At 68.9% G+C, this 23326-nt stretch carries 22 protein-coding genes; 9 read left to right on the forward strand and 13 right to left on the reverse strand.

What is annotated here, in order from left to right:
* The first annotated feature begins 186 nt into the window (after nt 1-186).
* Nucleotides 187-1305 (forward strand): CaiB/BaiF CoA transferase family protein, encoded by a 1119-nt coding sequence (locus ACQ7HM_RS12715; RefSeq protein WP_434216948.1) that lies wholly within the window; start codon nt 187-189, stop codon nt 1303-1305.
* A 73-nt stretch (nt 1306-1378) separates the two neighbouring features.
* On the opposite strand, the gene ACQ7HM_RS12720 is transcribed toward ACQ7HM_RS12715, so the two are convergent.
* Nucleotides 1379-1924: a GNAT family N-acetyltransferase gene (locus ACQ7HM_RS12720; RefSeq protein ID WP_434216617.1), complete on the reverse strand. Its 546-nt coding sequence runs from the start codon at nt 1922-1924 to the stop codon at nt 1379-1381.
* On the reverse strand, nt 1924-2817 hold the full coding sequence (locus tag ACQ7HM_RS12725; RefSeq protein WP_434216618.1) for a LysR family transcriptional regulator: 894 nt from the start codon (nt 2815-2817) through the stop codon (nt 1924-1926). Before ACQ7HM_RS12725 ends, ACQ7HM_RS12720 begins: the two co-directional genes overlap by 1 nt.
* A gap of 156 nt (nt 2818-2973) precedes the next feature.
* Here ACQ7HM_RS12725 and ACQ7HM_RS12730 point away from each other — a divergent pair, with 156 nt between their 5' ends.
* Nucleotides 2974-4242, forward strand: coding sequence for an NAD(P)/FAD-dependent oxidoreductase (locus tag ACQ7HM_RS12730; protein WP_434216619.1), 1269 nt, complete (start codon nt 2974-2976; stop codon nt 4240-4242).
* A gap of 9 nt (nt 4243-4251) precedes the next feature.
* Here ACQ7HM_RS12730 and ACQ7HM_RS12735 read toward each other — a convergent pair whose 3' ends face one another.
* From ACQ7HM_RS12735 to ACQ7HM_RS12755, 5 genes are all read right to left on the reverse strand, one after another.
* Entirely contained in the window at nt 4252-4617 is a 366-nt protein-coding gene (locus ACQ7HM_RS12735; RefSeq protein WP_055785698.1) for a cupin domain-containing protein, read from the reverse strand.
* 32 nt (nt 4618-4649) lie between these two features.
* Nucleotides 4650-5981, reverse strand: coding sequence for a hypothetical protein (locus ACQ7HM_RS12740; RefSeq protein WP_434216620.1), 1332 nt, complete (start codon nt 5979-5981; stop codon nt 4650-4652).
* Complete coding sequence (locus ACQ7HM_RS12745) at nt 5978-6172, reverse strand: hypothetical protein (protein ID WP_055785703.1); 195 nt, start codon at nt 6170-6172, stop codon at nt 5978-5980. The genes ACQ7HM_RS12740 and ACQ7HM_RS12745 overlap by 4 nt, the downstream gene beginning before the upstream one ends.
* Entirely contained in the window at nt 6169-8013 is a 1845-nt protein-coding gene (locus ACQ7HM_RS12750; protein ID WP_434216621.1) for a hypothetical protein, read from the reverse strand. Before ACQ7HM_RS12750 ends, ACQ7HM_RS12745 begins: the two co-directional genes overlap by 4 nt.
* A 65-nt stretch (nt 8014-8078) precedes the next feature.
* Nucleotides 8079-9632: an MFS transporter gene (locus tag ACQ7HM_RS12755; RefSeq protein WP_055785710.1), complete on the reverse strand. Its 1554-nt coding sequence runs from the start codon at nt 9630-9632 to the stop codon at nt 8079-8081.
* 132 nt (nt 9633-9764) lie between these two features.
* On the opposite strand from ACQ7HM_RS12755, the gene ACQ7HM_RS12760 reads away from it, so the two are divergent.
* Nucleotides 9765-10355: a TetR/AcrR family transcriptional regulator gene (locus ACQ7HM_RS12760; protein ID WP_434216622.1), complete on the forward strand. Its 591-nt coding sequence runs from the start codon at nt 9765-9767 to the stop codon at nt 10353-10355.
* Here the strand turns inward: ACQ7HM_RS12760 and rfbB are convergent.
* Nucleotides 10352-11356, reverse strand: coding sequence for a dTDP-glucose 4,6-dehydratase (gene rfbB, locus ACQ7HM_RS12765; protein ID WP_055785716.1), 1005 nt, complete (start codon nt 11354-11356; stop codon nt 10352-10354). The genes ACQ7HM_RS12760 and rfbB overlap by 4 nt on opposite strands.
* A gap of 93 nt (nt 11357-11449) precedes the next feature.
* Here rfbB and rfbA point away from each other — a divergent pair, with 93 nt between their 5' ends.
* Nucleotides 11450-12319 carry a glucose-1-phosphate thymidylyltransferase RfbA gene (gene rfbA / locus ACQ7HM_RS12770; RefSeq protein WP_055785719.1) on the forward strand — a complete coding sequence of 290 codons (870 nt, stop codon included), beginning with the start codon at nt 11450-11452 and terminating at the stop codon, nt 12317-12319.
* Between the two features lies 1 nt (nt 12320).
* Complete coding sequence (locus ACQ7HM_RS12775) at nt 12321-12947, forward strand: dTDP-4-dehydrorhamnose 3,5-epimerase family protein (RefSeq protein ID WP_434216623.1); 627 nt, start codon at nt 12321-12323, stop codon at nt 12945-12947.
* 16 nt (nt 12948-12963) lie between these two features.
* Here the strand turns inward: ACQ7HM_RS12775 and ACQ7HM_RS12780 are convergent, their stop codons facing one another.
* Complete coding sequence (locus ACQ7HM_RS12780) at nt 12964-13389, reverse strand: PPOX class F420-dependent oxidoreductase (RefSeq protein WP_434216624.1); 426 nt, start codon at nt 13387-13389, stop codon at nt 12964-12966.
* A 68-nt stretch (nt 13390-13457) separates the two neighbouring features.
* Here ACQ7HM_RS12780 and ACQ7HM_RS12785 point away from each other — a divergent pair, with 68 nt between their 5' ends.
* The gene (locus tag ACQ7HM_RS12785) at nt 13458-13958 is read left to right on the forward strand and encodes a DUF5709 domain-containing protein (protein ID WP_055785728.1); all 501 of its coding nucleotides are present in this window, start codon (nt 13458-13460) and stop codon (nt 13956-13958) included.
* A gap of 1 nt (nt 13959) precedes the next feature.
* Here ACQ7HM_RS12785 and ACQ7HM_RS12790 read toward each other — a convergent pair whose 3' ends face one another.
* Entirely contained in the window at nt 13960-15315 is a 1356-nt protein-coding gene (locus tag ACQ7HM_RS12790; RefSeq protein WP_235456051.1) for a M1 family metallopeptidase, read from the reverse strand.
* Nucleotides 15316-15452: 137 nt separating this feature from the next.
* Between ACQ7HM_RS12790 and ACQ7HM_RS12795 the strand changes: the two genes are divergently transcribed.
* Entirely contained in the window at nt 15453-15872 is a 420-nt protein-coding gene (locus ACQ7HM_RS12795) for a DoxX family protein (RefSeq protein WP_434216625.1), read from the forward strand.
* Nucleotides 15873-15884: 12 nt separating this feature from the next.
* Here the strand turns inward: ACQ7HM_RS12795 and ACQ7HM_RS12800 are convergent, their stop codons facing one another.
* Nucleotides 15885-19766, reverse strand: a complete 3882-nt coding sequence (locus ACQ7HM_RS12800) for a Pls/PosA family non-ribosomal peptide synthetase (protein ID WP_434216626.1) — start codon at nt 19764-19766, stop codon at nt 15885-15887.
* Between the two features lie 294 nt (nt 19767-20060).
* Here ACQ7HM_RS12800 and ACQ7HM_RS12805 point away from each other — a divergent pair, with 294 nt between their 5' ends.
* Complete coding sequence (locus ACQ7HM_RS12805) at nt 20061-21044, forward strand: alpha/beta hydrolase (RefSeq protein ID WP_434216627.1); 984 nt, start codon at nt 20061-20063, stop codon at nt 21042-21044.
* A 33-nt stretch (nt 21045-21077) separates the two neighbouring features.
* On the opposite strand, the gene ACQ7HM_RS12810 is transcribed toward ACQ7HM_RS12805, so the two are convergent.
* Both ACQ7HM_RS12810 and ACQ7HM_RS12815 read right to left on the reverse strand, forming a co-directional pair.
* The gene (locus ACQ7HM_RS12810; RefSeq protein ID WP_434216628.1) at nt 21078-21260 is read right to left on the reverse strand and encodes a DUF2256 domain-containing protein; all 183 of its coding nucleotides are present in this window, start codon (nt 21258-21260) and stop codon (nt 21078-21080) included.
* Nucleotides 21253-22059 (reverse strand): DUF6882 domain-containing protein, encoded by an 807-nt coding sequence (locus tag ACQ7HM_RS12815; RefSeq protein WP_434216629.1) that lies wholly within the window; start codon nt 22057-22059, stop codon nt 21253-21255. Before ACQ7HM_RS12815 ends, ACQ7HM_RS12810 begins: the two co-directional genes overlap by 8 nt.
* Before the next feature lie 82 nt (nt 22060-22141).
* Between ACQ7HM_RS12815 and ACQ7HM_RS12820 the strand changes: the two genes are divergently transcribed.
* Complete coding sequence (locus ACQ7HM_RS12820; RefSeq protein WP_434216630.1) at nt 22142-23326, forward strand: acyl-CoA dehydrogenase family protein; 1185 nt, start codon at nt 22142-22144, stop codon at nt 23324-23326.

Consider the following 23326-nt stretch of genomic DNA (forward strand, 5'->3'; position numbering starts at 1 on the left):
CCATTGTGAAAGTACAACTGTTAGTCGATCAAGCGATTTGCGAGTGGGATGGGTCACCCCGCGCCGCCGACCGTGCCGAAACCGACCGCCGACCGTGCCGAACCGACCGCCGACCGTGCCGAAACCGATCGCCGAGTGTGCCGATAGCGTCTGTCGGGTGGACAGTTCTCCTGACGTGACCGCGCGATCATGACCGGCGCACTCGACGGCATCGTCGTGGCCGACTTCAGTCGGGTACTGGCCGGGCCGTACGCGACGATGATGATGGGCGACCTCGGGGCCGAGGTGGTGAAGGTGGAGCGCCCGGGCACCGGCGATGACACGCGGTCGTGGGGGCCGCCGTATCTCCCGGCCGACGAGAACACCGACCCGATGGCGACGTACTTCGCGTCGGTGAACCGCAACAAGACCTCACTCGTCGTGGATCTGCAGACCGAGGACGGGCGCGAGCAGGCGCGCGACCTGGTGCGCCGATCGGATGTGGTGATCGAGAACTTCCGGGCCGGCACCATGGAGCGTCTCGGCCTCGGATACGACACCCTCGTCGCCGAGAAGCCGGATCTGATCTATTGCGCCATCACCGGTTTCGGACGCGACGACGGCGCCGACATCCCTGGTTACGACCTGCTCATCCAGGCCATGAGTGGGCTGATGAGCATCACCGGCCCGGATGGCTCGCCCAGCAAGGTGGGTGTGGCCGTGGTCGACGTCCTCACCGGCGTGCACGCCGTCGCGGGGATCCTCGCGGCCCTGCGGCACCGCGACCGGACGGGCGAGGGACAGCGCGTCGATCTCAACCTGTTCATGGTGGCGTTGTCGTCCATGGCGAACATGACCACGGCCTACCTCGGCGCCGATGTCGTGCCGCGCTCGATGGGCAACCGCCACCCCAGCATCGTCCCCTACGAGGTGTTCTCGACCGCGGATCGTCCTCTGGCGCTCGCGGTGGGCAACGACACGCAGTTCGCACGTCTGGCAACGGCATTGGGCGTCCCCGATCTGGTCGATGACGAGCGGTACGCCACGAACACCGCGCGTGTCGCCCACCGCGACGACCTCGTCGCCGAACTGACCGAGAAGCTGCGACACGAAGGCGCCGACCACTGGTACCAGGTGCTCACCCGTGCCGGTGTGCCCGCCGGTCCCATCAACGACATCGCCGAGGCGTTCACCTTCGCCCGCTCGATCGGCATCGAACCGGCCGTCGACGTCGAGGGAACCGACATCCCCGCCGTCGGCAACCCGATCGGGATGTCGCTGACGCCGGCGACATACCGCCTCCCGCCGCCGGTGCTGCCCACCTGACGTCGTTACGTGCCCAACTGGCGTCGTTAGGTGCCCAACTGCGGTCGTTACGTGCCCAACTGGCGGGTGGGGGTCAGGGGCGGGGGTCGGTGGGGAGGAGGCCGTGGAGGACGACGTCGTGGCGGCGGCCGTCGGTGCCGAGACGGACCGATCGGAGCACGCCCTCCTCGACGAACCCGCACCGCGTGGCCACCCGGCACGACGCCGGGTTGTCGGCATCGGCGTTCACCGCGATGCGCTGGGCGCCGATCGACCAGGAGTAGTCGATGAGCAACTTCGTCGCGCGGGTCGCGATCCCGCGTCCGCGCGCCCAGGGCGACACCATGTATCCGATCTCGGTCACGGCTGACTCCTCGTCGCGGATACGCAGGCCGCAGGTACCGATCAATGCGTCGTCGGCGTCGGCGATGGCCACCTCGAACCCCGGCCACACCTTCGATGCCGACGCATCGACGAACTCGACCGCGTCGGCGCGGGTGTACGGGCTCGGGATCGAGGTGAACGCCGCCGAATCGGGGTCGAGGGAGGTGGCCAGCACCGCATCGACGTCGTCGACCTCGAGTGGGCGCAGGGTGATCACGCCGTCGGTGAGGATCGGGATGGTGCGCGGCCACTCCATCAGCCCACCGCCCCGTCGCCGTGCCCGAGCGATCGCATCAGGTCGGTCGTGATCGCCCCCCGCGCACCGGTGGCGTTCTCGTGCCGCGCATCGACGCGCATCAGCGCGCTCACCGGGATCCGCAGTCTCCCTTCGCGTTCACGCAGGCGGGCGATCGCCGATCCGGGCGGCTCGTCGTAGAGAACCGTCCACGCGTCGGGCTGGTTGATCAGTTCCAGGGTCGCGGTGTGGTCGGCGGGCACGGGCGGGCCGTAGCGCGGCGTGAGACCGATATCGGCGAACGCGTCGCGGATCACGGTGTGCAGCAACACCTGCTGCTTCTGCGGCGGCATGATCAGCGGGTGGCGCGCGAGGTCAACCAACGCGACATCGGCGGTGCCGGCGAGCGGATGCTTCTCCGACATGGCCACCGTCAGTTCCTCCACCCACAGTTGCGACACGTGCAGGCGGCTGTCGACGATGGTGCCGCGGATGAGTGCGATGTCGACGTCGCCGGACACCACGGCATCGACCCGCTGCTGAAAACTCTTGATGACGAACTCGATCTCGACGCCGGGGTGACGTTCACGGACCGCGGCGATGGCAGCCAGCGACCGCCGCGCGAAGGTCATGTTGGCCGCCAGTCGAACCCGCGAGCCGGGATCACGTACGGCCGCGTACGCACGGTTCTCGAGGTCGATGATCTGGCGCGCGATGGGCAGGAGACGTTCCCCGGCCTCGGTCACGCTGACCGCACGGGTCGACCGTTCGAGCAGGGTGGCTCCGAGGTCGCGTTCGAGGCGGGCGATCTGATGACTGATCGCCGACTGCGAGATGAACGTCCGCCGCGCGGCGCGACTGAAGCTCAGCTCGTCGCACACGGCGACGAAATAGGTGAGCTGGCGCAGTTCCATTCGGGCCTCCGGGTGTCGTCCCCCGGGAACGTTACCGCTATTCATGAGTGATCGCGATGAGTTCCATCTGAGAAACGCGCGTGACGACGGGATCAAACCGCAGCACCATGGACGTTGGTCATGAGTAGAAGTGATCGGAAAGCGAGGGAGAACGAGATGCGTACAGACGATGCGACCTACTACGACGTGGTGATCGTCGGTTCGGGCTTCGGCGGACTGGCCGCAGCGCGCCGACTGCGCGGTCGCGGCAAGAGCGCTCTGCTGATCTCGAGCACCCCCGAATACCTCTTCCAGCCCCTGCTCTACCAGGTGGCGACCGGTGTCCTGCACCGCGACGACATCGCGCCCCGCACCGACGCACTGCTGCGCCGGCACCGCGACGTCGAGGTCGTCGAGGGCGAGGTCACCGCGGTCGACGCGATGCCCGCCGTCCTCACCTACCGCGCCGACGGACGTGACCACCGCGTCCGCTACGGCTCGCTGATCGCCGCGACCGGTGCCGCGCAGAGCTACTTCGGGCGCGACGAGTACGCCGATCGCACCTTCGCCCTCAAGACCATCGACGACGCCACCCGTCTGCGCGCGCACCTGCGCGCATGCTTCGACGCTCCCGCTCAGGACACCGCAGCGACCACGTTCGTCGTGGTCGGGGCGGGTGCGACCGGTGTCGAGGTCGCGGGTCAGATCGCCGAGTTGGCGCGTCGGCACGAGCACCGCGAGGTCGCCATCACCGTGGTCGAGGGACTCGACGAGGTGCTGCCCGCGTTCGGTGGCGGGCTGAGCGACTACACCCGCGCATCGTTGGAGAAGGCCGGCGTCGAGGTGCTCACCGGATCGATGGTCACCGACATTGCCGACGGCGTCGTCACCATCGACGTCCACGGCGGCGCCGCGACCCGCAAGATCACCACCGACACCGTCGTGTGGTCGGCCGGGGTCGCCGCGAGCGGCTTCGCCGGCGTCCTGGCCGAGGCGACCGGGTGCGACACCGACCGCGCCGGACGCCTGCTCGTCAACGACGACCTCACCGTCGGCGGCGTGGCCAACATCTACGCCATCGGCGACATGACCTCGCTGCACGACTTCCCCGGCCAGAGCCCGGTCGCCATGCAGCAGGGCCGCCACGCGGTCGACATCATCACGCGCAAGCTCTACCCCGGCAGCGCGTTCCACTACCTCGACAAGGGGTCGATGTCGATCATCAGCCGCGGCCGCGCGGTTGCGAAGCTGACCGAGCGGATCACCTTCCGCGGCCTGCTCGCCTTCGGCGCCTGGCTCGCGGTGCACCTCTACTACCTCGCGGGCATGGGCAACCGGGCGAAGGCGGTCGTCGCCTGGATCCGGTCGTTCCTCGGCACCGCCCGCCCGGGCTTCGCCGAGGTGACCCGCACGCCGCAGGAGCACCGCGAACGCCTCGCCGGCTGACCGGATCGGTCAGAGGGGCACGGCCTCGGTGGTGAGGTCGCCGCCGGCGTCACCGGTGTTGACGACACCCCGAGGTTCGATGAGGAGCGCCCGCACCTCGTTGTCGGCGCGCGGGCAGTGTTCGACACCGCGCGGGACGACGAACAGTTCACCGGTCTCCACCACGACGTCGCGGTCACGCATCTGGATCGTGAGCGTGCCCTCGACGACGATGAACAGCTCGTCGGTGTCGTCGTGGCTGTGCCACACGAAGTCGCCCTCGATCTTGACGACCTTCACGTCGTAGTCGTTGAGCTGGGCGACGATCTTCGGCGACCACGTCTCGGAGAACTGGCCGAAGGCGGCGGCGAGGGTCACGACAGAGCTGGATGCCATGACACGAGGATGCCACCGAGATGGCGATCAGGTCAGCCGCCGAACAGCAGGTACAGCCCGAGGAACGTGTAGCCGACCATCGTCAGCATCAACGCGAGCTGGCCGGTGAGCCGGTGGCGGCGGGGTAGAAGTCGCAGTGACGCGTCGTGTGCCGCGACCACGGCGGCGATGTGGCCGCCGACGACGAACACGAGCTTGAGGGTCGAGGACACCGTCGGGTGCGACGACAGCACGTACTCGGGGTGGATGTCGCCCAACCACAACACGTTCCAGCCGCGTTCGAGGGGATCGGCGAGCGAGGCGAACACCAGCTGGCTGCGCTCGACGATGTAGTTCAGGTAGTGGGCGAGGATGTACCCGACCACGATCGGGATGAGCGTGTGCGTCATCTGCACCGGCAGGCGTCGCCGCTGGTGCGGCGTCACGCCGCCGGTGGCACGGGTCGCCGCCCAGAACGTCACCGCCACCACCGCGATGAAACCGGCGAGCGTCACCGTCGACACCACCGATGCGATGGCGGTGCCCTCGCCGAGATCGTCGATGGTGCGCTGCCACAGCGGGAACGACGAGAAGCTGTCGAACGCCGTCGATCCCAGCAGCACCGACATCACCGCGAGCATGCCGGGTCGTTCGGGCAACGTCGACAGATGCGCCAGCGGATTGCCCACCACGACGCGGCCCGATTCGTCACGCCAGAACGGTGCGATGCGTGACGCGACGACGCCGTAGGTCTCGAACGGGTCGGCGCGGGCGAACCACCGCGTGCCGGTGAGCAGACCACCGACGGCCATGGCCACGACGTAGACCACCAACCAGATCCGTATGCCGATCAGCGAATCGGGATCGGGCGAGGCGAGTTCCAGCCACACGAACGCGGCCAGCCCGACCGCGGCGGGCCGGTGCCCCCACGACTCCGGGTACGCGCGCCGCGCCGTCGCACCGATCGGGAGGGTCGAGAGCAGCCGTGCCACGGTCCGGACCGGCGAGATGACCCGCCACACCGGTCCGATCAGCACCGACAGGACCACCAGCCCGACCCACAGCAGCACGTAGAAGACGCCGGGGAGCGGGTTGATCTCGGGATCGTCGCTGCCCGCGACGGCCGCGAGCGCGACCCACACCGTGAACAGCAACGCGGCTCCGGCGACGACCGCACGCACGCCGCGCGAGTCGACCAGTCGCGTCACCGCCGCAGGCAGCCCGATGCCCGAGGTCCGCGGATCCAAGCGCGGTGTCTTCCAGGCGAAGGCGACGATCGCAAACGACGCCGTCAGCGCCCAGGCACCACCGATCAGGGCGTAGGTGTAGGGCAGCGGAAGGTATTCCGCGCCCAGCCCGTGCGCCAGGATCGTGCTCTGGCTCACCGCCGTTCGGCCGGATCGCTGCCGGCGGGATCGACGTCGGTGGCGGAGTCGGGCTCGGTGTCCTCGTCGTCACCGCGCCGTCGGTCCCGCACCGCGATGAACACGATCACGCCGACCAGTAGGACGGCGGGGACGAACGCGGGCAGCGCCAACAGCAGCGAGTGCGACGCCAGCGTCGTCGTGGTCGTCACGGTCGCGGCCCCACCTTCGGCCGCTCGCTCGTCGAGCGCACCGGGGTGGCGTCGTTGCGGTTGATGCGCGCGGCACCCCACGCCATCGCCGTGATGAGCAGCAACGAGCAGACCCCGACGACCAGCGATGCCGCACCGTAGAGCCAGCTGGGGTAGTCGAAGGTGCGCTCGCGCTGCAGGATCGTGATCTCGCGGACGAAGTCGCGGGTCATCCTCGGCTCGGCCGGCACCTCCTCGGCGCCGATGCCCGGGTCGGCGGGCAGGTACACCGGGACCGCGGTCATGGTGGTCCCGTCCTGCACGCGCAGCAGCGTCTTCCACGACCCCGACGTCGGCACCGACCGCGTCGAGCGGTACAGCCCGGGCCCGATCTTCTCCAGCGGGTCGATGATGAGCCCGCGGGACTTGTCGAGACCGCCCTGCCAGGCCAGCATGGTCACCCACTCGGGGTCGTCGCTCACCAGATCCTTCGGCGTGATCGCGACGACGGCGGTGGCGCGGGTCTCGCCGTCCACACTCGGCGCCGGGCTCAAGGTGATGGTGGCACTGGCGTTCTCGGGCACCGTGGTCCGCAGGCCGTTGGCCACGGCGCCGCCGATCACGAGCACGGTGACCGCGACAGCGACGGTCGCCCACTTCGGCCGTGGCAGGCGTTCGCCGGTGAGGATGATGCCGAGAAGCGCACCGCAGACACCCATCCCGATGGCGACCGGGATCGCCATGGCGAGCGCCTCGGCCCACATGCCGACCGGCCATGGGTAGTGGTACACCGCGTCGATCCAGAGCGATTCGAGGTACAGGCCCGCGGTGGCGATGCCGAGCCCGCCGACGACGCCGAACCACACCGGCTTGCGGATGAGGGGTGTGAGAGCGAGGAGCTCGATCACCACGGCCGGGCCGAGGTAGAGCGCGAAGACGTTGATCGGTGCGCCGAGTCCGGGGCCGACGACGAGCGCGACGACGCCGCGGATGACGGCGGCGAACACCGCGGCGATCAGCGCGGCGCCACGCCCCAGGGTGATCCGCGCGGCGATCAGCGCGAACGCGGCCGCGCCGGCGATCATCATGGGTTGCAACACGAGTCGGAACTGCTCGATGCCGAAGTCGTACTCGATCTGGAACACCGACAGTCCGATGAGCAGTCCGCCGAAGGCCAGGCATCGGGTCAGCCACATGCCGCGTCCGTCGGCCGGGGCGTCGTCGCCCATGGCCGCGCGGCCCTCGCGCTCGAGGAGCAGGACGCCGATCAGCGACATGCCGGCACCGCCGATGAGCATGAGGTGAGTGGGGCCCCACAGGGTGACGTCCTGACCGAAGATGCGGTGCCAGATGTCGTCGAGGGGGAACCCGATCAGCGCGTACAGGCCGGAGCCCGCGAGCAGGATGCCGCCGACCGGCGCGTGCCAGGTGCGGGTGATGCGGATCGCCGCGCGGCCGGGCTTGTCGTACGGCAGGAAGATCGAGAGCATTCCCGCGATGAACAGCAGGAACAGGCCGACGAGGATGAAGTAGTGCGCGGGGTTGGCGAGCGGCCCGGCGTCACGGCCCTTCCCCACGTGCAGGCTCACGTCCCACAGGAACCCGAACAGCGCGCAGATGATCGTGGAGACGAACAGGAACACGGGCAGCGCCGCCCACGGTGGTCGGTTGAGCCGACGCCCCGCCCACTCGCCCAGCGACGTCAGCCAGGTGATCTGACGGGTCCGGTGGCGCCATCCGATCCACAGCAGCGCCACCGAGACCACGGCCGCCGCGACACTCATACCGAAAACCTGGTCGAGGGCCGCGCCGCCACCCTCGGAGGCCTCGACCGCGAGAACCGCATCAACCGGTGTTGTCATGGTCTCAGTATTGAACAACCACCGTTGTCATGTCCACGAAACGGTGTGTTTCGGGTGAACCACCCTCACCCGTCGACGGGTGCGAGGTCCTCCTGGGCCTGCTGACCTGCCTCGACACGCGCCGCGTGGAAGTCCTTCGAGCGGATGAGGAACGCTGCGCTCACCGCTGCGATCCCGGCGATGCACGCCGCGATGAGCAGGATGAGGTCGAGCGCGTCGGCGTATCCGCGTCCTGCGCGTTCGGCGACCATCGCCCGCAGCGGCGCGGGGACGGAGTCGATGACCTGGGCCGCGGCGCCGTTGGCGACGGCATCACCGATCTCGCGGCCCTTGTCGGCCAGCGGGGTGCCGGCCAGTGCCGACTGCACGTTGTTGCTCAGGCGCGAGGCGAGCAGGCTGCCCAGCAGGGCGACACCGGTGGCGATGCCGATCTGGCGAAAGGTCGAGTTCATGCCCGAGGCCATGCCGGCGCGTGCCTGCTCGACCACGCCGACGGCGGTCGAGGCCAGCGGCACGTTGATCAGACCGGTACCGATACCGGCGACGATGAAGCCCGGGATGAACTGGGTCCAGCCCCCGGTGGGGTCGGTGCCGCGCATCAGCAGCAGGCCGATGCCCACGAGGATGAAGCCGGGCGTGATGAGCCACCGCGCGGGGACCTTGTCGGAGAGTCGGCCGGCGATGGCGGCCGAGACGAAGACGAGTCCGGAGAACGGCAGGAAGTACAGACCCGCCTGCAGCGCCGAGTAGCCCATGGTGCCCTGCAGGTAGATCACGATGTAGGTCAGCAGCGAGAACATCGAGGCCGAGATGGCCCAGGCGGCGATGAGTCCGCCGGTGAAGGTGGGTACGCGGAACAGCGACGCGTCGACCATCGGCTCGGCGACGGTGCGCTCGACGACGGCGAACGCGATCAACAGCACGGCGGCGGCGATCAGCGAACCGGAGACCTGCAGCGAACCCCACCCGTCGGCGTGGCTGCGGATGAGCCCGAAGACGAGGAACGCCAGTGCGGCACTGAAGGTCACGCAGCCCAGCCAGTCGATCTTGTGGGTGCCGGGGGCCTTCGACTCGTCGACGCCGACGATGGTGATGACGAGCGCGATGATGCCGACCGGGATGTTGACGAAGAAGATCCAGTGCCACGACAGACCGGTGGTGAGAACGCCGCCGAGGACCGGGCCGACCGCGACCGAGACGCCGGTGACCGCACCGAAGACGCCGAACGCGATGCCACGTTCCCGCGGCGCGAACGCCTGGGCGAGCAGGGCCAGGGCGGTGGCGAACATGATCGCGCCGCCGACGCCCTGGGCGAGTCGGGCGATGATCAGCGTGAGGATGTTCGGCGCGAGTCCGCACGCCAGCGAGCCGACGGTGAAGACGACGATGCCGGTGGCGAACACCAGTCGGCGGCCGACGATGTCGGCGATGGTGCCCGAGGTCAGCAGCAGCGCGGCCAGCGACAACGCGTAGGCGTCGACGACCCACTGCAGGTCGGACAGGTTCGAGTTCAGGTCCTTCTGGATGTCGGGCAGCGCGACGTTCACGATCGTGACGTCGAGCAGGAGCATGAAGACGCCGGTGCATACGGCGGTCAGGGTCAGCCACTTACGGGCCATGGTGCCTCCAGATCGAGTGCGAGCTCAGGAGATGGTCGCACATTCTGAGTACGCACTCAACAATTGACATTCGGTGGGTAGTGTGGCCCCATGGCGCGACGCGGAAGGCCACCGGCGATCGGACGAGACGAAGTGTTGTCGTCCGCGCTCGAGGTGCTGCGCGAACGCGGTGTCGCACGGTTGACCACACGCGAAGTCGCCTCGCGCGCACGGGTTTCCGAGGGCTCGATCTTCTATCACTTCCGTGATCGGCAGGGTCTGCTCACCGCGGTGTTCGACGAGGCGCTGCGGCCGCTGTTCGCCTTCAAGAACGACATGGACCCCACCGTGGTCGGGGAGCTCGAGGACGTGCGGGCGGTGCTCGAGCAGTACGTCGCGGCCGTGCACACCTTCCTCGACGACGGGCTCGAACTGCTGGTCGCCGCACACGGCGACGCCGGTCTGCGCGACGAGGTGGGCGCGGTGGTGACGGCCAACGACTTCGGTCCGCATCGCGGCGTCGCCGCGGTGGGCGAGTACTTCGCGGCGCTGCAGGAGGCGGGGATCATCGCCTCCGACGTCGACACCGGCGCCGCGGCCTACCTGATGGTCAGTGCGACGTTCCTTCGCTCGGCCCAACCCAAGCTGTTCGGCCATTCCCACGGCATCCCGCCGATGTCCGACGTCATCGACGTCGTGCTCCGGATGCTGGGGGCACCCGCGCGCGAGAGTCGCTCGGTCTAGCCGAGGACCTTCTCGGTCTTCGCGTACCCGCTCTCGACGCCGTCCTTGTACGGGCGCCACCAGTCGGCGTTCTCGCGGTACCAGTCGATGGTCGCGGTGAGGCCGGCGGTGAAGTCGACATACCGTGGTGTCCAGCCGAGTTCGGTGCGCAGTCGGGTCGAGTCGATGGCGTAGCGCATGTCGTGACCGGGGCGGTCGGTGACGTGGTCGTAGGCGTCGGCGGGCTCACCCAGGACGGTCAGGATCGACTCGACGACGGTCTTGTTGTCGGTCTCGCCGTCGGCGCCGATCAGGTACGTCTCGCCGACTGTGCCGCGCTCGATGATGGTCCAGACGGCGTCATTGTGATCGTCGACGTGGATCCAGTCGCGCACGTTCGTCCCCGCGCCGTAGAGCTTCGGCCGCAGGCCGCTCAGCACGTTCGTGATCTGCCGCGGGATGAACTTCTCGACGTGTTGGTACGGCCCGTAGTTGTTCGAGCAGTTCGACAGCGTCGCGTGGATCCCGAACGAGCGGACCCATGCGCGGACCAGCAGGTCGCTGCCCGCTTTCGTGGAGCTGTACGGGCTCGACGGGTTGTAGGGCGTCGACTCGGTGAACCGCGCGGGGTCGTCGAGCTCGAGGTCGCCGTAGACCTCGTCGGTGCTGATGTGGTGGTAGCGGGTGCCGTGGCGGCGGACCGACTCCAGCAGCGTGTAGGTCCCGACGAGATTGGTGTGCACGAACGCTGAGGGGTCGGCCAGCGAGTTGTCGTTGTGCGACTCGGCGGCGAAGTGCACCACCAGATCGGTCGCGGCGACGAGCGGATCGACCACCGCGGCGTCGGCGACGTCGCCCTCGACCAGGGTGATGCGGTCGGCGACCGGTGCCAGCGTCGCCGGGTTGGCCGCGTAGGTGAGCTTGTCGAGCACGGTGATCTCGACGTCGGGACGTTGTTCAACGGTGCGCAACACGAAGTTGGCACCGATGAAACCTGCCCCGCCGGTGACCAGAACACGCATCAGGTGGCTCCTTCCCTCGAGGGCGAAGACTACCGGCCCCGTAGCGCGGTCGCGTGACTCACGCGTGTGTGCGCGGTGCAATAGTGTGGCGCCATGCGGGGAATCATCCTGGCCGGTGGCACCGGTTCACGACTCCATCCGATCACTCTCGGCGTCAGCAAGCAGCTGGTGCCGGTCTACGACAAACCGATGATCTACTACCCGTTGTCGACGTTGATGCTGGCCGGTATCCGCGACATCCTGGTGATCACCACTCCCGGTGACGCGGCAGCGTTTTCGCATCTGCTCGGCGACGGATCGCAGTTCGGCATCTCGATCACCTACGCCGTGCAGCCGTCGCCCGACGGCCTGGCGCAGGCCTTCGTGCTCGGGGCCGAGCACATCGGAAACGATTCCGTCGCACTGGTTCTGGGCGACAACATCTTCTACGGACCCGGCCTCGGCGATCAGCTGATGCGCTACACCGATGTCGACGGCGGGTCGATCTTCGCCTACTGGGTGGCCGAGCCGAGCGCCTACGGCGTCGTCGATTTCGATGCCGACGGCAAAGCGATTGCGCTGCAGGAGAAACCGGAGAACCCCCGATCGAACTACGCGATCCCGGGTCTGTACTTCTACGACAACGACGTGATCGAGATCGCGCGGTCGCTGCAGCCCAGTCCCCGCGGCGAGTTGGAGATCACCGATGTCAACGCGACCTATCTCGAACGCGAGAAGCTGTCGGTGCACGTTCTGCCCCGCGGGACAGCGTGGCTCGACACCGGTACCTTCGACTCGCTGCAGGACGCCGGGAATTTCGTACGAACGGTCGAACAACGACAGGGCCTGAAGATCGCGGTGCCCGAGGAGATCGCATGGCGTCGCGGCTTCATCGACGAGGACGGACTGCGGCGCAGGGCCGAGACCCTGATGAAGTCGGGGTACGGCGCCTACCTGCTGACCATCCTGGAACAGGGGAGCTGACATGCGTGTGCGACCACTGACGATCGCCGGGTCGTGGGAACTGACGCCGGTGCAGCACGGTGACCCGCGCGGGGTGTTCCTCGAGGCGTTCAAGGCGCCCGTCCTCGCCGAGCTGATCGGCCACGATTTCACCCTCGCGCAGGTCAACATCTCGGTGTCGGCGGCCGGGGTGCTGCGCGGCATCCACTACGCCGACACCCCGCCCGGGCAGGCCAAGTACGTCACCTGTCCCCGGGGCGCGATCCTCGACGTCGTGGTCGACATCCGCGAGGGGTCGCCGACGTTCGGACAGTGGGACAGCGTCGTCCTCGACGACGTCGACCGACGCGCGATCTACCTCTCGGAGGGGCTCGGGCACGCGTTCTGCTCCCTCGAGGACGACTCGACGGTCTCGTACTTCTGCTCGACCGGCTATAACCCGGGCGGCGAACACGGCATCCACCCACTCGACCCCGATGTCGGGATCGACTGGCCCGCGGTGGGTCGCGACGGTGCGCCGCTGGAGTACTCGCTGTCGGACAAGGACACCGCCGCGCCGACGTTGGCCCAGGCCCGCGCCGATGGTGCGCTGCCCCGCCTCGACGACGTCGAGAGGTACCTGCGCGGTCTCGCCGCCCGCGACGCCTGACCCGCGCCGCGCGTGGTCAGCCGGCCTGACCGTAGAGGTGGTCGGCGTGCAGGCGCAGGACGAGTCGTTGGTCGGCGATCATGGCGCTCCGGTAGTCGTCCCAGTCGGGGTGCTCGCCGCCGATCGAGCGGTACAACTCGACGAGTTCGGTGACCGCGTCGTCGTCGGGGGTCTGCGCCACGGCACTGAGCTCGGCGGGCCCGTCGGCCACGGCGTACGACCACCCGTCGGGGCTGCTCACGTGCAGCGCTGCCCGCGGGTCGCGGCGCAGATTCGCGGTCTTGGCGCGGCCGTCGGTGATCGAGACCCGCAGGATCTCGGTGCGAGCGTCGAAGGCGTAGTTGACCGTCGACAACTGCGGACGGCCGTCGCGGCGGATCGTGGCCAGCACGCCCTGGTCGTGTGCGCGGATCAGATCGATGAGTGCGGATCGCGATGCCATGGGTGGACTATGACGGCCGCGGGTCCCGGCGACAACCCCCTCGAGGGTGACGTCGCTAGGGTGGAGTGATGAGTGACGACGTCGAGAGCATCTCCGAGGGTTCGGACAACGAGTACAGCTACGATTCCGACGACCAGCTGCAGCCCGAGGACACCCTCGTGGACCGCGGTGTCGACGACATCCTCGACGAGGGCATCTCCCCGCCGGAGAAGCCGAGCAAGGCAATGCGTTACGGGGTCACCGCCGAGGATCAGCGTGAGGGCGAGTCCCTCGAGGAGCATCTCGCCGAAGAGGTCCCCGATCCCGCCGCCGAGGTGACCTTCCACGAGGACAGCGCCCCCAAGCCCGCGGTTCCCGCCGACGAGGACCTCAGCGACGCCGTCGACGAGATCGACGAATTCGACAACGAGGTGGGCGACGACCGCGCAGGCCGACTGGTCTCGCCCGATGAGGGCGTGAACCCGCACACCACCCACCAGGAGGTCGCCTCCGACGCCGGCATCGACGGCGCCGGGGCATCGGCCGAGGAGGCCGCCGTGCACACCGTCCCCGAGGGTCAGATCCCCTGAGTCAGCGCTGTTCGGGGAAGGCGGGCAACGCCTTCTGCCGCAGCCACTTCTGCCACAGCGGCGTGAGCGACGTCTCGCTGTGTCGGGCGGCGAGAGCCGTGAAGTCGTCGGTGCTCACCGAGCTGTAGCGGTATTCACGCGTCCACTCCTTGAGCAGGGTGAAGAACGCGTCGTCGCCCACCGTGCCCCGCAGAGCGTGCAGGGTGAGTGCGCCGCGTTTGTACACGCGGTCGTCGAACATCTTCTCCGGGCCGGGATCGCCGATCACGATGTCCTTGCGCGACGTCGCCAACTGCCGATGGTGTCTGCGGGCCAGGTTGTCGGCGGTGTCGTCCCCGGCGTACTCGGCCCACAGCCACTCGCTATAGCAGGCGAACCCCTCGTGCAGCCAGATGTCCTGCCAGCGGGCCAGGGTGAGCGAGTTGCCGAACCACTGATGGGCGAGTTCGTGGGCGACGAGGCGCTCCGACCCGCCGTTGCCGTCGCAGTGGTTCGCGCCGAACGTCGACATCCCCTGGGCCTCGATCGGGATCTCGAGGTTGTCGTCGGTGACGACGACGCTGTATTCGGGGAACGGGTACGGCCCGAACATGTCGCAGAACGCCGTCATCATCTGTTCCTGGCGCGCGAAGTCGGATTCGAAGCCGCTGCGCAGCCGCTCGGGCAACACCGCGTGGATCTTCACCGGTTTGGTCGCCAGGGTCTTCCGCACGTACGGACCGATGGAGATGGTCGCGAGGTAGGTCGCCATCGGCTCCACCTGCTCGTACACCCACGTCGTCATCGCGGCCTTGTTCCGCTTGCGCTGCAGGGTCCCGTTCGCGATCGCGTGATACGGCGACTCGGTGGTGATGGCGATCCGATACGACGCCTTCGACGACGGATGGTCGTCGCACGGGAACCACGACGCCGCGCCGTTGGGCTGGTTGGCGCACAGCGCACCCTCGGTGAGTTCCTCGAAACCGACCTCGCCCCACGGCCCGCGGATCGGCTTGGGTGAGCCCGAGTACTTGATCACCACGGTCATCGACGCACCCGGCGGCGGTGGTGTCGCCGGCGTGATCGACAGCTTGTTGGACCGCTGGCTGTAGCGCGAGGCCCGCTTGCCGTTCACCGACACCCGCGACACCGACAGCGACGTCGCGAGGTCGAGCGAGAAGCGTCCGAGGTGGTTGATGGCGGTCGCGGTGATGGTGGCGGTGCCGGTCAGGCGGTTGCTGGCCACCTTGTACTCGAGCTCGAGGTCGTACCGACTGACCCGGTATCCGAGGTTGCCGTTCTTGGGCAGGTAGGGATCGATCCCGTCGGTGGGGTCACCGAGTAACGGACCCCCACCCGAAGAACTGCTGTCCGGCACCAAACCTCCACTCGCACATGTGTGTCGTGCGCCCCCGGCGCCCACGATCGTGAAATGAGGTTACCCGGCCACCTGTGGGGTCCGCTCCGGTAGCGTTCGCCCCGGAGCTGGCGAATCGGACATCAGGAGGAACGGTCATGGGCGCATCGAGAAGTCTCACATCGCTGATCGCACGGGTGATCCTGGGCATCATCTTCATCATGCACGGCTGGCAGAAGCTGCACACCAACGGAATCGACGCCACGCAAAAGGGATTCGCGGCCATGGACGCACCGTTCCCCGAGTTCAGTGCCCACTACGCGACCTGGGTCGAGTTCGTCGGCGGCATCCTGCTGATCCTCGGCGTCCTCGTGCCGCTGGTGTCGATCCTGCTCATCATCGACATGATCGGCGCGATCTTCGTCGCCCACATCGACAAGGGGTTCTGGAACTTCGACGGCGGATACGAGTTCCCGCTGGCCCTGATCGCGGCGCTCATCGCCGTCGGTCTGGTCAACACCGGCAAGACCGGTGTCGACGGTTACGTCATGAGCCGCCGCGGGCGCAGCAGCACCTAGTACCAGTGACTTCTAGCTGGTCTCCGACCAGGGAGCGATGGGGTTGCCCTGCCAGCGGGTGAAGTCGGGGACCACGTCGCCGCGCATCACCAGCGACGCCGGGCCGACGGTCGCCGCGTCGCCGAGACCGGCCGCCGGTAGCGCGACGCAGTGCGGCCCCAGCGTGGCGCCGTTGCCGAGGGTCACGCGGTCCATGGCCATCACGCGATCGTGGAACAGGTGTGTCTGCACCACGCAGCCGCGCGCGATGGTGGCGCCGTCACCGAGGGTGACCAGGTCGGCCTCGGGGAGCCAATAGGTCTCGCACCACACGCCGCGACCGATCTTCGCGCCGAGCAGCCGTAGCCACACGTTGAGGATCGGGGTGCCCGTGGCCGCGTTGGCGAACCACGGGGCCGCGACGGTCTCGACGAACGCGTCCGACAGCTCGTTGCGCCACACGAAGGAACTCCACAGCGGGTGTTCGCCCACCGCGATCCGGCCCACCACCAGCCATTTCGCCGCGGCCGCGATGCAACACGCGGCGGCCCCGGCGACCAACAGCATCAGGCCGCTGACCAGGCCGGCGAGCCAGAAGTTCGACTGTGAGGCGATGTACTGCAGGCCGATGAGGACGAACAGTCCGAGGCCGAAGGAGATCATCACCGGGATCAACCGCATCGTCTCGACGATCGCGCGCGCGACCTTGAGTTTCCGCGGCGGGTCGAAGGTGCGGCTGGTGTCGGTCTGGGCGACGGCACGTCGCAGACGCACCGGCGGGCTACCCAGCCAGCTCGATCCCGACTTCGCCTTGTCCGGTGTCGCCGACAGCACCGCGACGAGGCTGTTCTTCGGGACCTTGCGTCCCGGACCGGTCATGCCCGAGTTGCCGAGGAAGGCGCGCTTGCCGATCTTCGCCTCGTCGATGTGCATCCAGCCGCCACCGAGTTCGTAGCTCGCCACCATGGTGTCGTCGGCGAGGAACGCCCCGTCGCCGACCGAGGTGAACTTCGGGATCACCAGGGCGGTGCTGATCTCGGTGCCCGTCCCGATGTCGGCGCCGAGCAACCGGAACCACGCGGGCGTCAGGAGGCTCGCGTACAGCGGGAACAGGTAGGTGCGCGCGGAGTCCATCAACCGTTCGGTGGCCCACACCTGCCAGCCGACCCGCGAGCGCACCGGGTGGTAGCCGACGGACATGCCGATCGACAGCAGCCGCACACCGATCGCGGTGATCGCCGCGAACACGAGCAGGCTCACGACGGTCGCCGCGGGCAACAGCGCCAGCGACCGTAGGGCCACGTCGCGCAGGCGGTCGGCGCGCGCCGCCCAGGTGCCGATCACCGCCAGGCCCGCGGCGAGGGCGATCAGCGGGATGCCCGCCAACAGGATGGAGCTGATGCCGTACACCGGCACCCACCAGCTGGCGCGCGGCGGTCGTTCGGCCGGCCACGGCGTGGTGGCCTTGCCGGTCTTCACCGCGGGCGACCCGGCCCAGTGCTGACGCGCCTTCACCTTGCCGAGGACGGCCGAGCCCGGGGCGACGACGGCGTCGCGGCCGATGCGGGTGCCGGGCAGGAGCGTCGAGCGGCTGCCTACGGTGGCGCGCTCGGCGATCTCGATGTCGCCGATGTGGACCACGTCGCCGTCGATCCACCAGCCCGCGAGATCGACCTCGGGTTCCACCGAGCAACCCTCGCCGAGCGAGATCATCCCGGTCACCGGGGGAAGGGAGTGCAGATCGACACCGGAGGCGATGTCGGCGCCCAGCGCCCGGGCGAAGTAGATCATCCACGGTGCGCCGGCCAGGTTCGATGCGCCGCTGGCCTCGGTGAGGCGTTCGGCGACCCAGAGCCGCAGGTGCACCGACCCGCCGCGCGGGTAGGTTCCCGGCGTCACCCCCGCGAGCAGCAGACGGCAGCCGACGGTGGCGATCACCATGCGGCCCAACGGGGTGATGAACACGATGAACGCGGCGAGCAGCACCCACCAGTTCACCGCGATGAGCCACGGGACGTCGGTGAACGCGGCGGCGACGTTGTTCGCGACCCCGAGCCACGTGGCCCACTGAAGGCCGGTCAGCGTCGTCAGCGGGATCGACAGCAGGATCTGCGCGACACCGGTGGCGCGTGGTGTCGGGCGTACCTCGCGGGGTTCGGCGACGATGCCGGGGTTGAGGTCGTCGAGCATGCCGGCGAGCGAGCCGAGGCGTGGGTGGTCGTAGAGGTCGGCGACGGTCACCTCGGGGTAGCGCTCGCGCAGCGCGGTCACCAGCTGCGCCGCGGCGAGCGAACTGCCGCCCTCGCTGAAGAAGTCGGCCTTCTCGTCGGCGATGGCGACGCCGAGCACCGCGGTCCACAGGTCGGCGACCCACTGTGCGGTCGGGCCGAGGTCGGAGCGGTCGGCGTCCCCGCTCGCGCCGGGCAGCGGCCAGGGCAGTGCGTTGCGGTCGACCTTGCCCGAGGTGCGGGTGGGCAGCTCGTCGACGAGCGCGAGCCGAGGCACCATCGGCGCGGGGAGTTGCTCGGCCAAGATGTCGTGCGCCCGCTTCAGGTCGAAGGCGGGATCGGTCGAGGCGAGGTAGCCGACGAGCACCGAGTTGCCTGCGGCGGTCTTGCGTACCGCGGCCGCCGCGCCGCCCACACCCGGCAAATTCTGCAGGGCGTTGTCGATCTCGCCGAGTTCGATGCGCCGTCCACCGACCTTCACCTGGTCGTCGGCACGTCCGGCGAAGACCAGTCCCTCCGCCTCCAGGCGCACGAGGTCGCCGCTGCGGTAGGCGCGGTCCCACCCGAGAGTGGGCATGGCCGAGTACTTCTCGGCGTCCTTGGCCGGATCGAGGTACCGCGCGAGTCCGACACCGCCGATGACGAGTTCACCGGTCTCGCCCTCGGCGACGGGGTTGCCCGCAGCGTCGACGACCGCGAGATCCCATCCGCGCAGCGGCAATCCGATGCGTACCGGACCCTGCCCGGTCAGCGGTGCGGCACACGCGACGACGGTGGCCTCGGTGGGGCCGTAGGTGTTCCATAGCTCGCGGCCCGGCACCGCGAGACGTTCACCGAGCTCGGGCGGGCATGCCTCGCCGCCGAAGATGAGCAGTCGCACCGCTTCGAGGGCCTCGGCGGGCCACAGTGCCGCCAGCGTCGGGACCGTGGAGACCACGGTGATGTCACGGGCGACCAGCCACGGCCCGAGGTCCATGCCGCTGCGCACGAGCGCCCGCGGCGCCGGTACCAGGCACCCGCCGTGGCGCCACGCGAGCCACATCTCCTCACAGGAGGCGTCGAACGCGACCGACAGACCCGCGAGCACGCGATCGCCCGGACCGATCGGCTCGTCGACGAGGAACATGTCGGCCTCGGCGTCGACGAAGGCCGCGGCGTTGCGGTGGGTGACCGCGACACCCTTCGGCGTGCCGGTCGAGCCCGAGGTGAAGATGATCCACGCGTCGTCCTCGGGGGTGGGGGCCATCGACGACGCCGATGCGGGCACCTCGACGGTGTCGCGGTTGCGCACCGACGCCGTGCGGTGCAGCCCCGACCTGTCGATGACCGCGGCGACCTGCGCCTCGCCGAACACGAGCTGCGCGCGCTCGTCGGGGTCGTCGACGTCGACCGGGACATAGGCGGCCCCGGCGGCCAGCGTCGACAGGATCGCGAGGTACAGCTCGCGTGAACCCGACGGCATCCGGATGCCCACACGGTCGCCGCGCCCGATGTTCTGCTGCGCCATCCACCGTGCGCCGTCGTCGACCGCCTCGAGGAGTTCGGCGTATCCCAGCGACACCTCACCGTCGTCGATGGCGGGTGCGTCGGGGTGGCGACGGGCGGTCTCGGTGAGGATGTCGATCAGCGTTCGAGCGTCGCCGGCCTGCGACGACAACAGGTACTGCGGCGGGATCGGATGGGTCACCGATGTCCTTTCCGGCTGTGGTCACGGCCCCGGTCGGGCGATGACAGTGTGGCAGCCCCCGGCTGCGGAGATGCGGTGAGGTCGGCCACGCCGACGGCGATGTCGGCGGGGGTCGGCGGCCGCGGTCCGACGACGGTCTTGCCCGGTTGGTGTTACGTTCGGATACAGAGATCAACGTCACCCAATCCGGCGTCACCGTTCGTTCACCGAGCGTCTGCGTCCCGTTCGACTCCGCGCGTTCCGACAAACAGGGGCGGTCGCGTGAGTGTCGACACTCCACCGGAGGAGGCCCTCATGCCGGTGATCACCCACAACCGCCCCAGCCGCGGTTCGAAGCCCATCTGGATCGGTTCCCGTCTCATCCTCAAGCCGATCCTGCGGCTGTGGCCGGTCACGCCGGCCGGTCTGCGACTGCTCTATCTCATCGACCGTGCCGCCGCCCGGGGCCCGAAACCCCAGGGCGTCGTCAGCGAGGAGATGGAGCTGGCCGGTCGACCCGTCGAGATGTCGGTCCCCGCCGGACCCAGCCGCCGCGACAGCGACACCGCACTGCTCTACCTGCACGGCGGCGCGTTCATCACCTGCGGTCTCGCCACGCATCGCGTGGTCGCCGGACGCATGGCGCGCTCCACGGGTCTGCCGGTGTTCTCCCTCGCCTACCGCCAGTTGCCCGAGGCGGGTGTCGGGACGTCGGTGCACGACGCCTACTACGCCTACCGGGAGCTGCTCCTCGAGCGCGGCTACCGCCACGTGGTCGTCGCGGGCGATTCGGCCGGCGGCTTTCTCGCCGCGAAGATCGGCGAGTACGCCCATCGCGACGGCCTCGCGATGCCCACCGCCTACGTGGGGTTCTCGCCGTTGCTCGATCTCGACCTCGCGAACAATCCCGACCGCAGCAGCCGCAGTGACGCCTACCTGCCGATGTCGAAGATGGCCGAGCTGACCCCGATGTTCGATCAGGGGCCGATCTCCCTCGACGGTGTCCGCCGCATCGGGGCATTGTCGCCCCGGTCGATCCCGCCGCTGCTCATCACGTGCGCGCAGGACGAGATGCTCGAACCCGACATCATCGAGCTCGTCGAGTCCCTCGACGCCGCGGGTGCGACGGCCGTCGCCCACAGCTTCTCGTGGCAGGTCCATGCGTTCCCGGCCATCTCGGGCAAGCACCGCGAGGCACTCGAGGCGATCGCGTTGGCCGGTGAGTTCGTCCGCGAGGCGCTGCAGAGCGCCAAGCAGGGCGACACCGCGGCCGAGAAGATGCACGGCCAGGCCGGCTAGGTCCGATCGGCCGGCTCGGCTCGGCTCGGGCGTTCAGGTCTGGTTCGGGGCACGCCGTTCGCGGCGGGCCTGCGCTCGACACTTCGCCGAGCAGTATCGGACGTCGTCCCACTGTCCGCGCGCGGCCCAGCGCTTGCGGTTGTCGAACGGTCGACCGCACACCTCGCAGGTCTTGCTCTCCCGCCAGTCCGCCGAGTCGCCGCGCTGCCTACCCATCACCCCATTCTGCGCCGATGGATTCGGGGCCGACGGTTTCCGGGCCGATGGTCGACTCGACCGCCGAGATGCGCCGGAGGTCGTCGAACCGGACGGTGACGGTCCCGTCGGCGCAGCGGAGGTCATACCGGTCGACGTCGGCGCGATCGAGTTCGATCCCCTCGCGGCGAGCGGCGTAGGAGTGGACCGCGAGGACGTGGTCGGTCATCAGCCCCGACGACAGCCCCTCGGTCAGGGTGCGGTTCACCGACAGGCTCCCGGCCGGCGGCAACGAGAACTCGGCGTCGTTGCGCAGGATGAACGTCGCCTGGTCGTCGGGGGAGTCCCCGAGAGATCGGAACCAGATCGGCGCCGGGTCGAGCGACAGTGCCTGCGTGAGCAGCGTGTACTGCGTGGCGACGTCGGTGCGGGCGGGCAGTCCCTGCGCCGCACGGGCGTCGGGGTCGAGGGGCTGCAGTGGGGTGGTCAGTTCGGTGATCCCGAGTTGCTCGCCGTTGCCGTACACGGTGTTCGCGATCGCGACCACCGACTCGGTGAACTGATTGATGTTGTGCCATCCCCACATCCACGATCCCTCGGCAGAGGTCGACCCCACGAAACTCGGCGCGAACAGGGTCGGGGGGTCGGTGTGGAAGGTGAAGGTCGGTGGCTCGGAGAGGTCGCCCACCCAGGCGACCCCGCCGAACCGTTCGGCGAAGCGCACCTGCGACTCGCACGCCAGCAGGACGATGTGATCGACGAGTTGGGCGACCACGTCACCCTCGACGTCGATCCAGAAGTTCGGCTCGAGATCGGCCACCGGTCTCCCCTTCGGTGATTGCGTGTTCGCCGAGGACCCTATCCAGCCCTCGGCCCCCGGGCGCGGGGCTAGCCTGGGAAGCATGACCGCTCAATCCGTCACCGAACTCATCGCGCTCGACGATCTCCTCGACGCCGACGAACGCGAGATCCGCGACACCGTCCGTCGGTTCGGTGAGGAGAAGCTGCGCCCCCATGTGGCCGGCTGGTTCGAGGACGCGAAACTGCCGGTGCGCGAGCTCGCGGGCCAGCTCGGTGAGCTGGGACTGTTCGGGATGCACCTCACCGGATACGGCTGCGCAGGCCTGTCGGCGACCACCTACGGCCTGGCGTGCCAGGAACTCGAGGCCGTCGACTCCGGTCTGCGTAGCTTCGTGTCGGTGCAGGGGTCGTTGGCCATGTTCGCGATGCACGCCTTCGGCAGCGACGAGCAGAAGGACGAATGGCTGCCGAAGATGGCCGCGGGTGAGGCCATCGGTTGCTTCGGGCTGACCGAGGCCGACTACGGCTCGAACCCCGGCGGCATGCGCACCAACGCCAAGCGTGACGGCGACGACTGGGTGCTCAACGGGTCGAAGATGTGGATCACCAACGGTTCGGTCGCCGACGTCGCCGTCGTGTGGGCGCGCACCGACCTCGACGAGGGTCCCCGCGGCATCCGCGGCTTCGTCATCCCCACCGACACCCCCGGGTTCAGTGCGCCCGAGATCACGAAGAAGATGTCGTTGCGCGCGTCGGTCACCTCCGAGCTGGTACTCGAGGACGTGCGCCTCCCGGCCTCGGCGATTCTGCCCGGTGTGCAGGGCCTCAAGGGGCCGCTCAGCTGTCTCAACGAGGCGCGGTTCGGGATCGTGTTCGGCGCGCTCGGTGCCGCCCGCGACTGCCTCGAGACGGCGCTGTCGTACGCCGCCGACCGCGACGTGTTCGACAAGCCCCTCGCCGGCTACCAGCTCACCCAGGCCAAGCTCGCCGACATGGCGCTCGAGCTGGGCAAGGGGCAGCTCTTGGCGGTGCACCTCGGACGTCGCAAGGATCGCGGCGAGATCCGTCCGGAGCAGATCAGTGTCGGCAAGCTGAACAACGTCCGCGAGTCGATCAAGATCGCCCGCGAATGCCGAACGATTCTCGGCGCCAACGGCATCACCCTCGAGTACCCGGTGATCCGGCACATCAACAACCTCGAATCGGTGCTCACGTACGAGGGCACCAGCGAGATGCACCAGCTCACGGTGGGCAAGGCCCTGACCGGGTTCGACGCCTTCCGCTGA

The organism is Williamsia sp. MIQD14, from assembly GCF_051025635.1.
Classification (GTDB): domain Bacteria; phylum Actinomycetota; class Actinomycetes; order Mycobacteriales; family Mycobacteriaceae; genus Williamsia_A.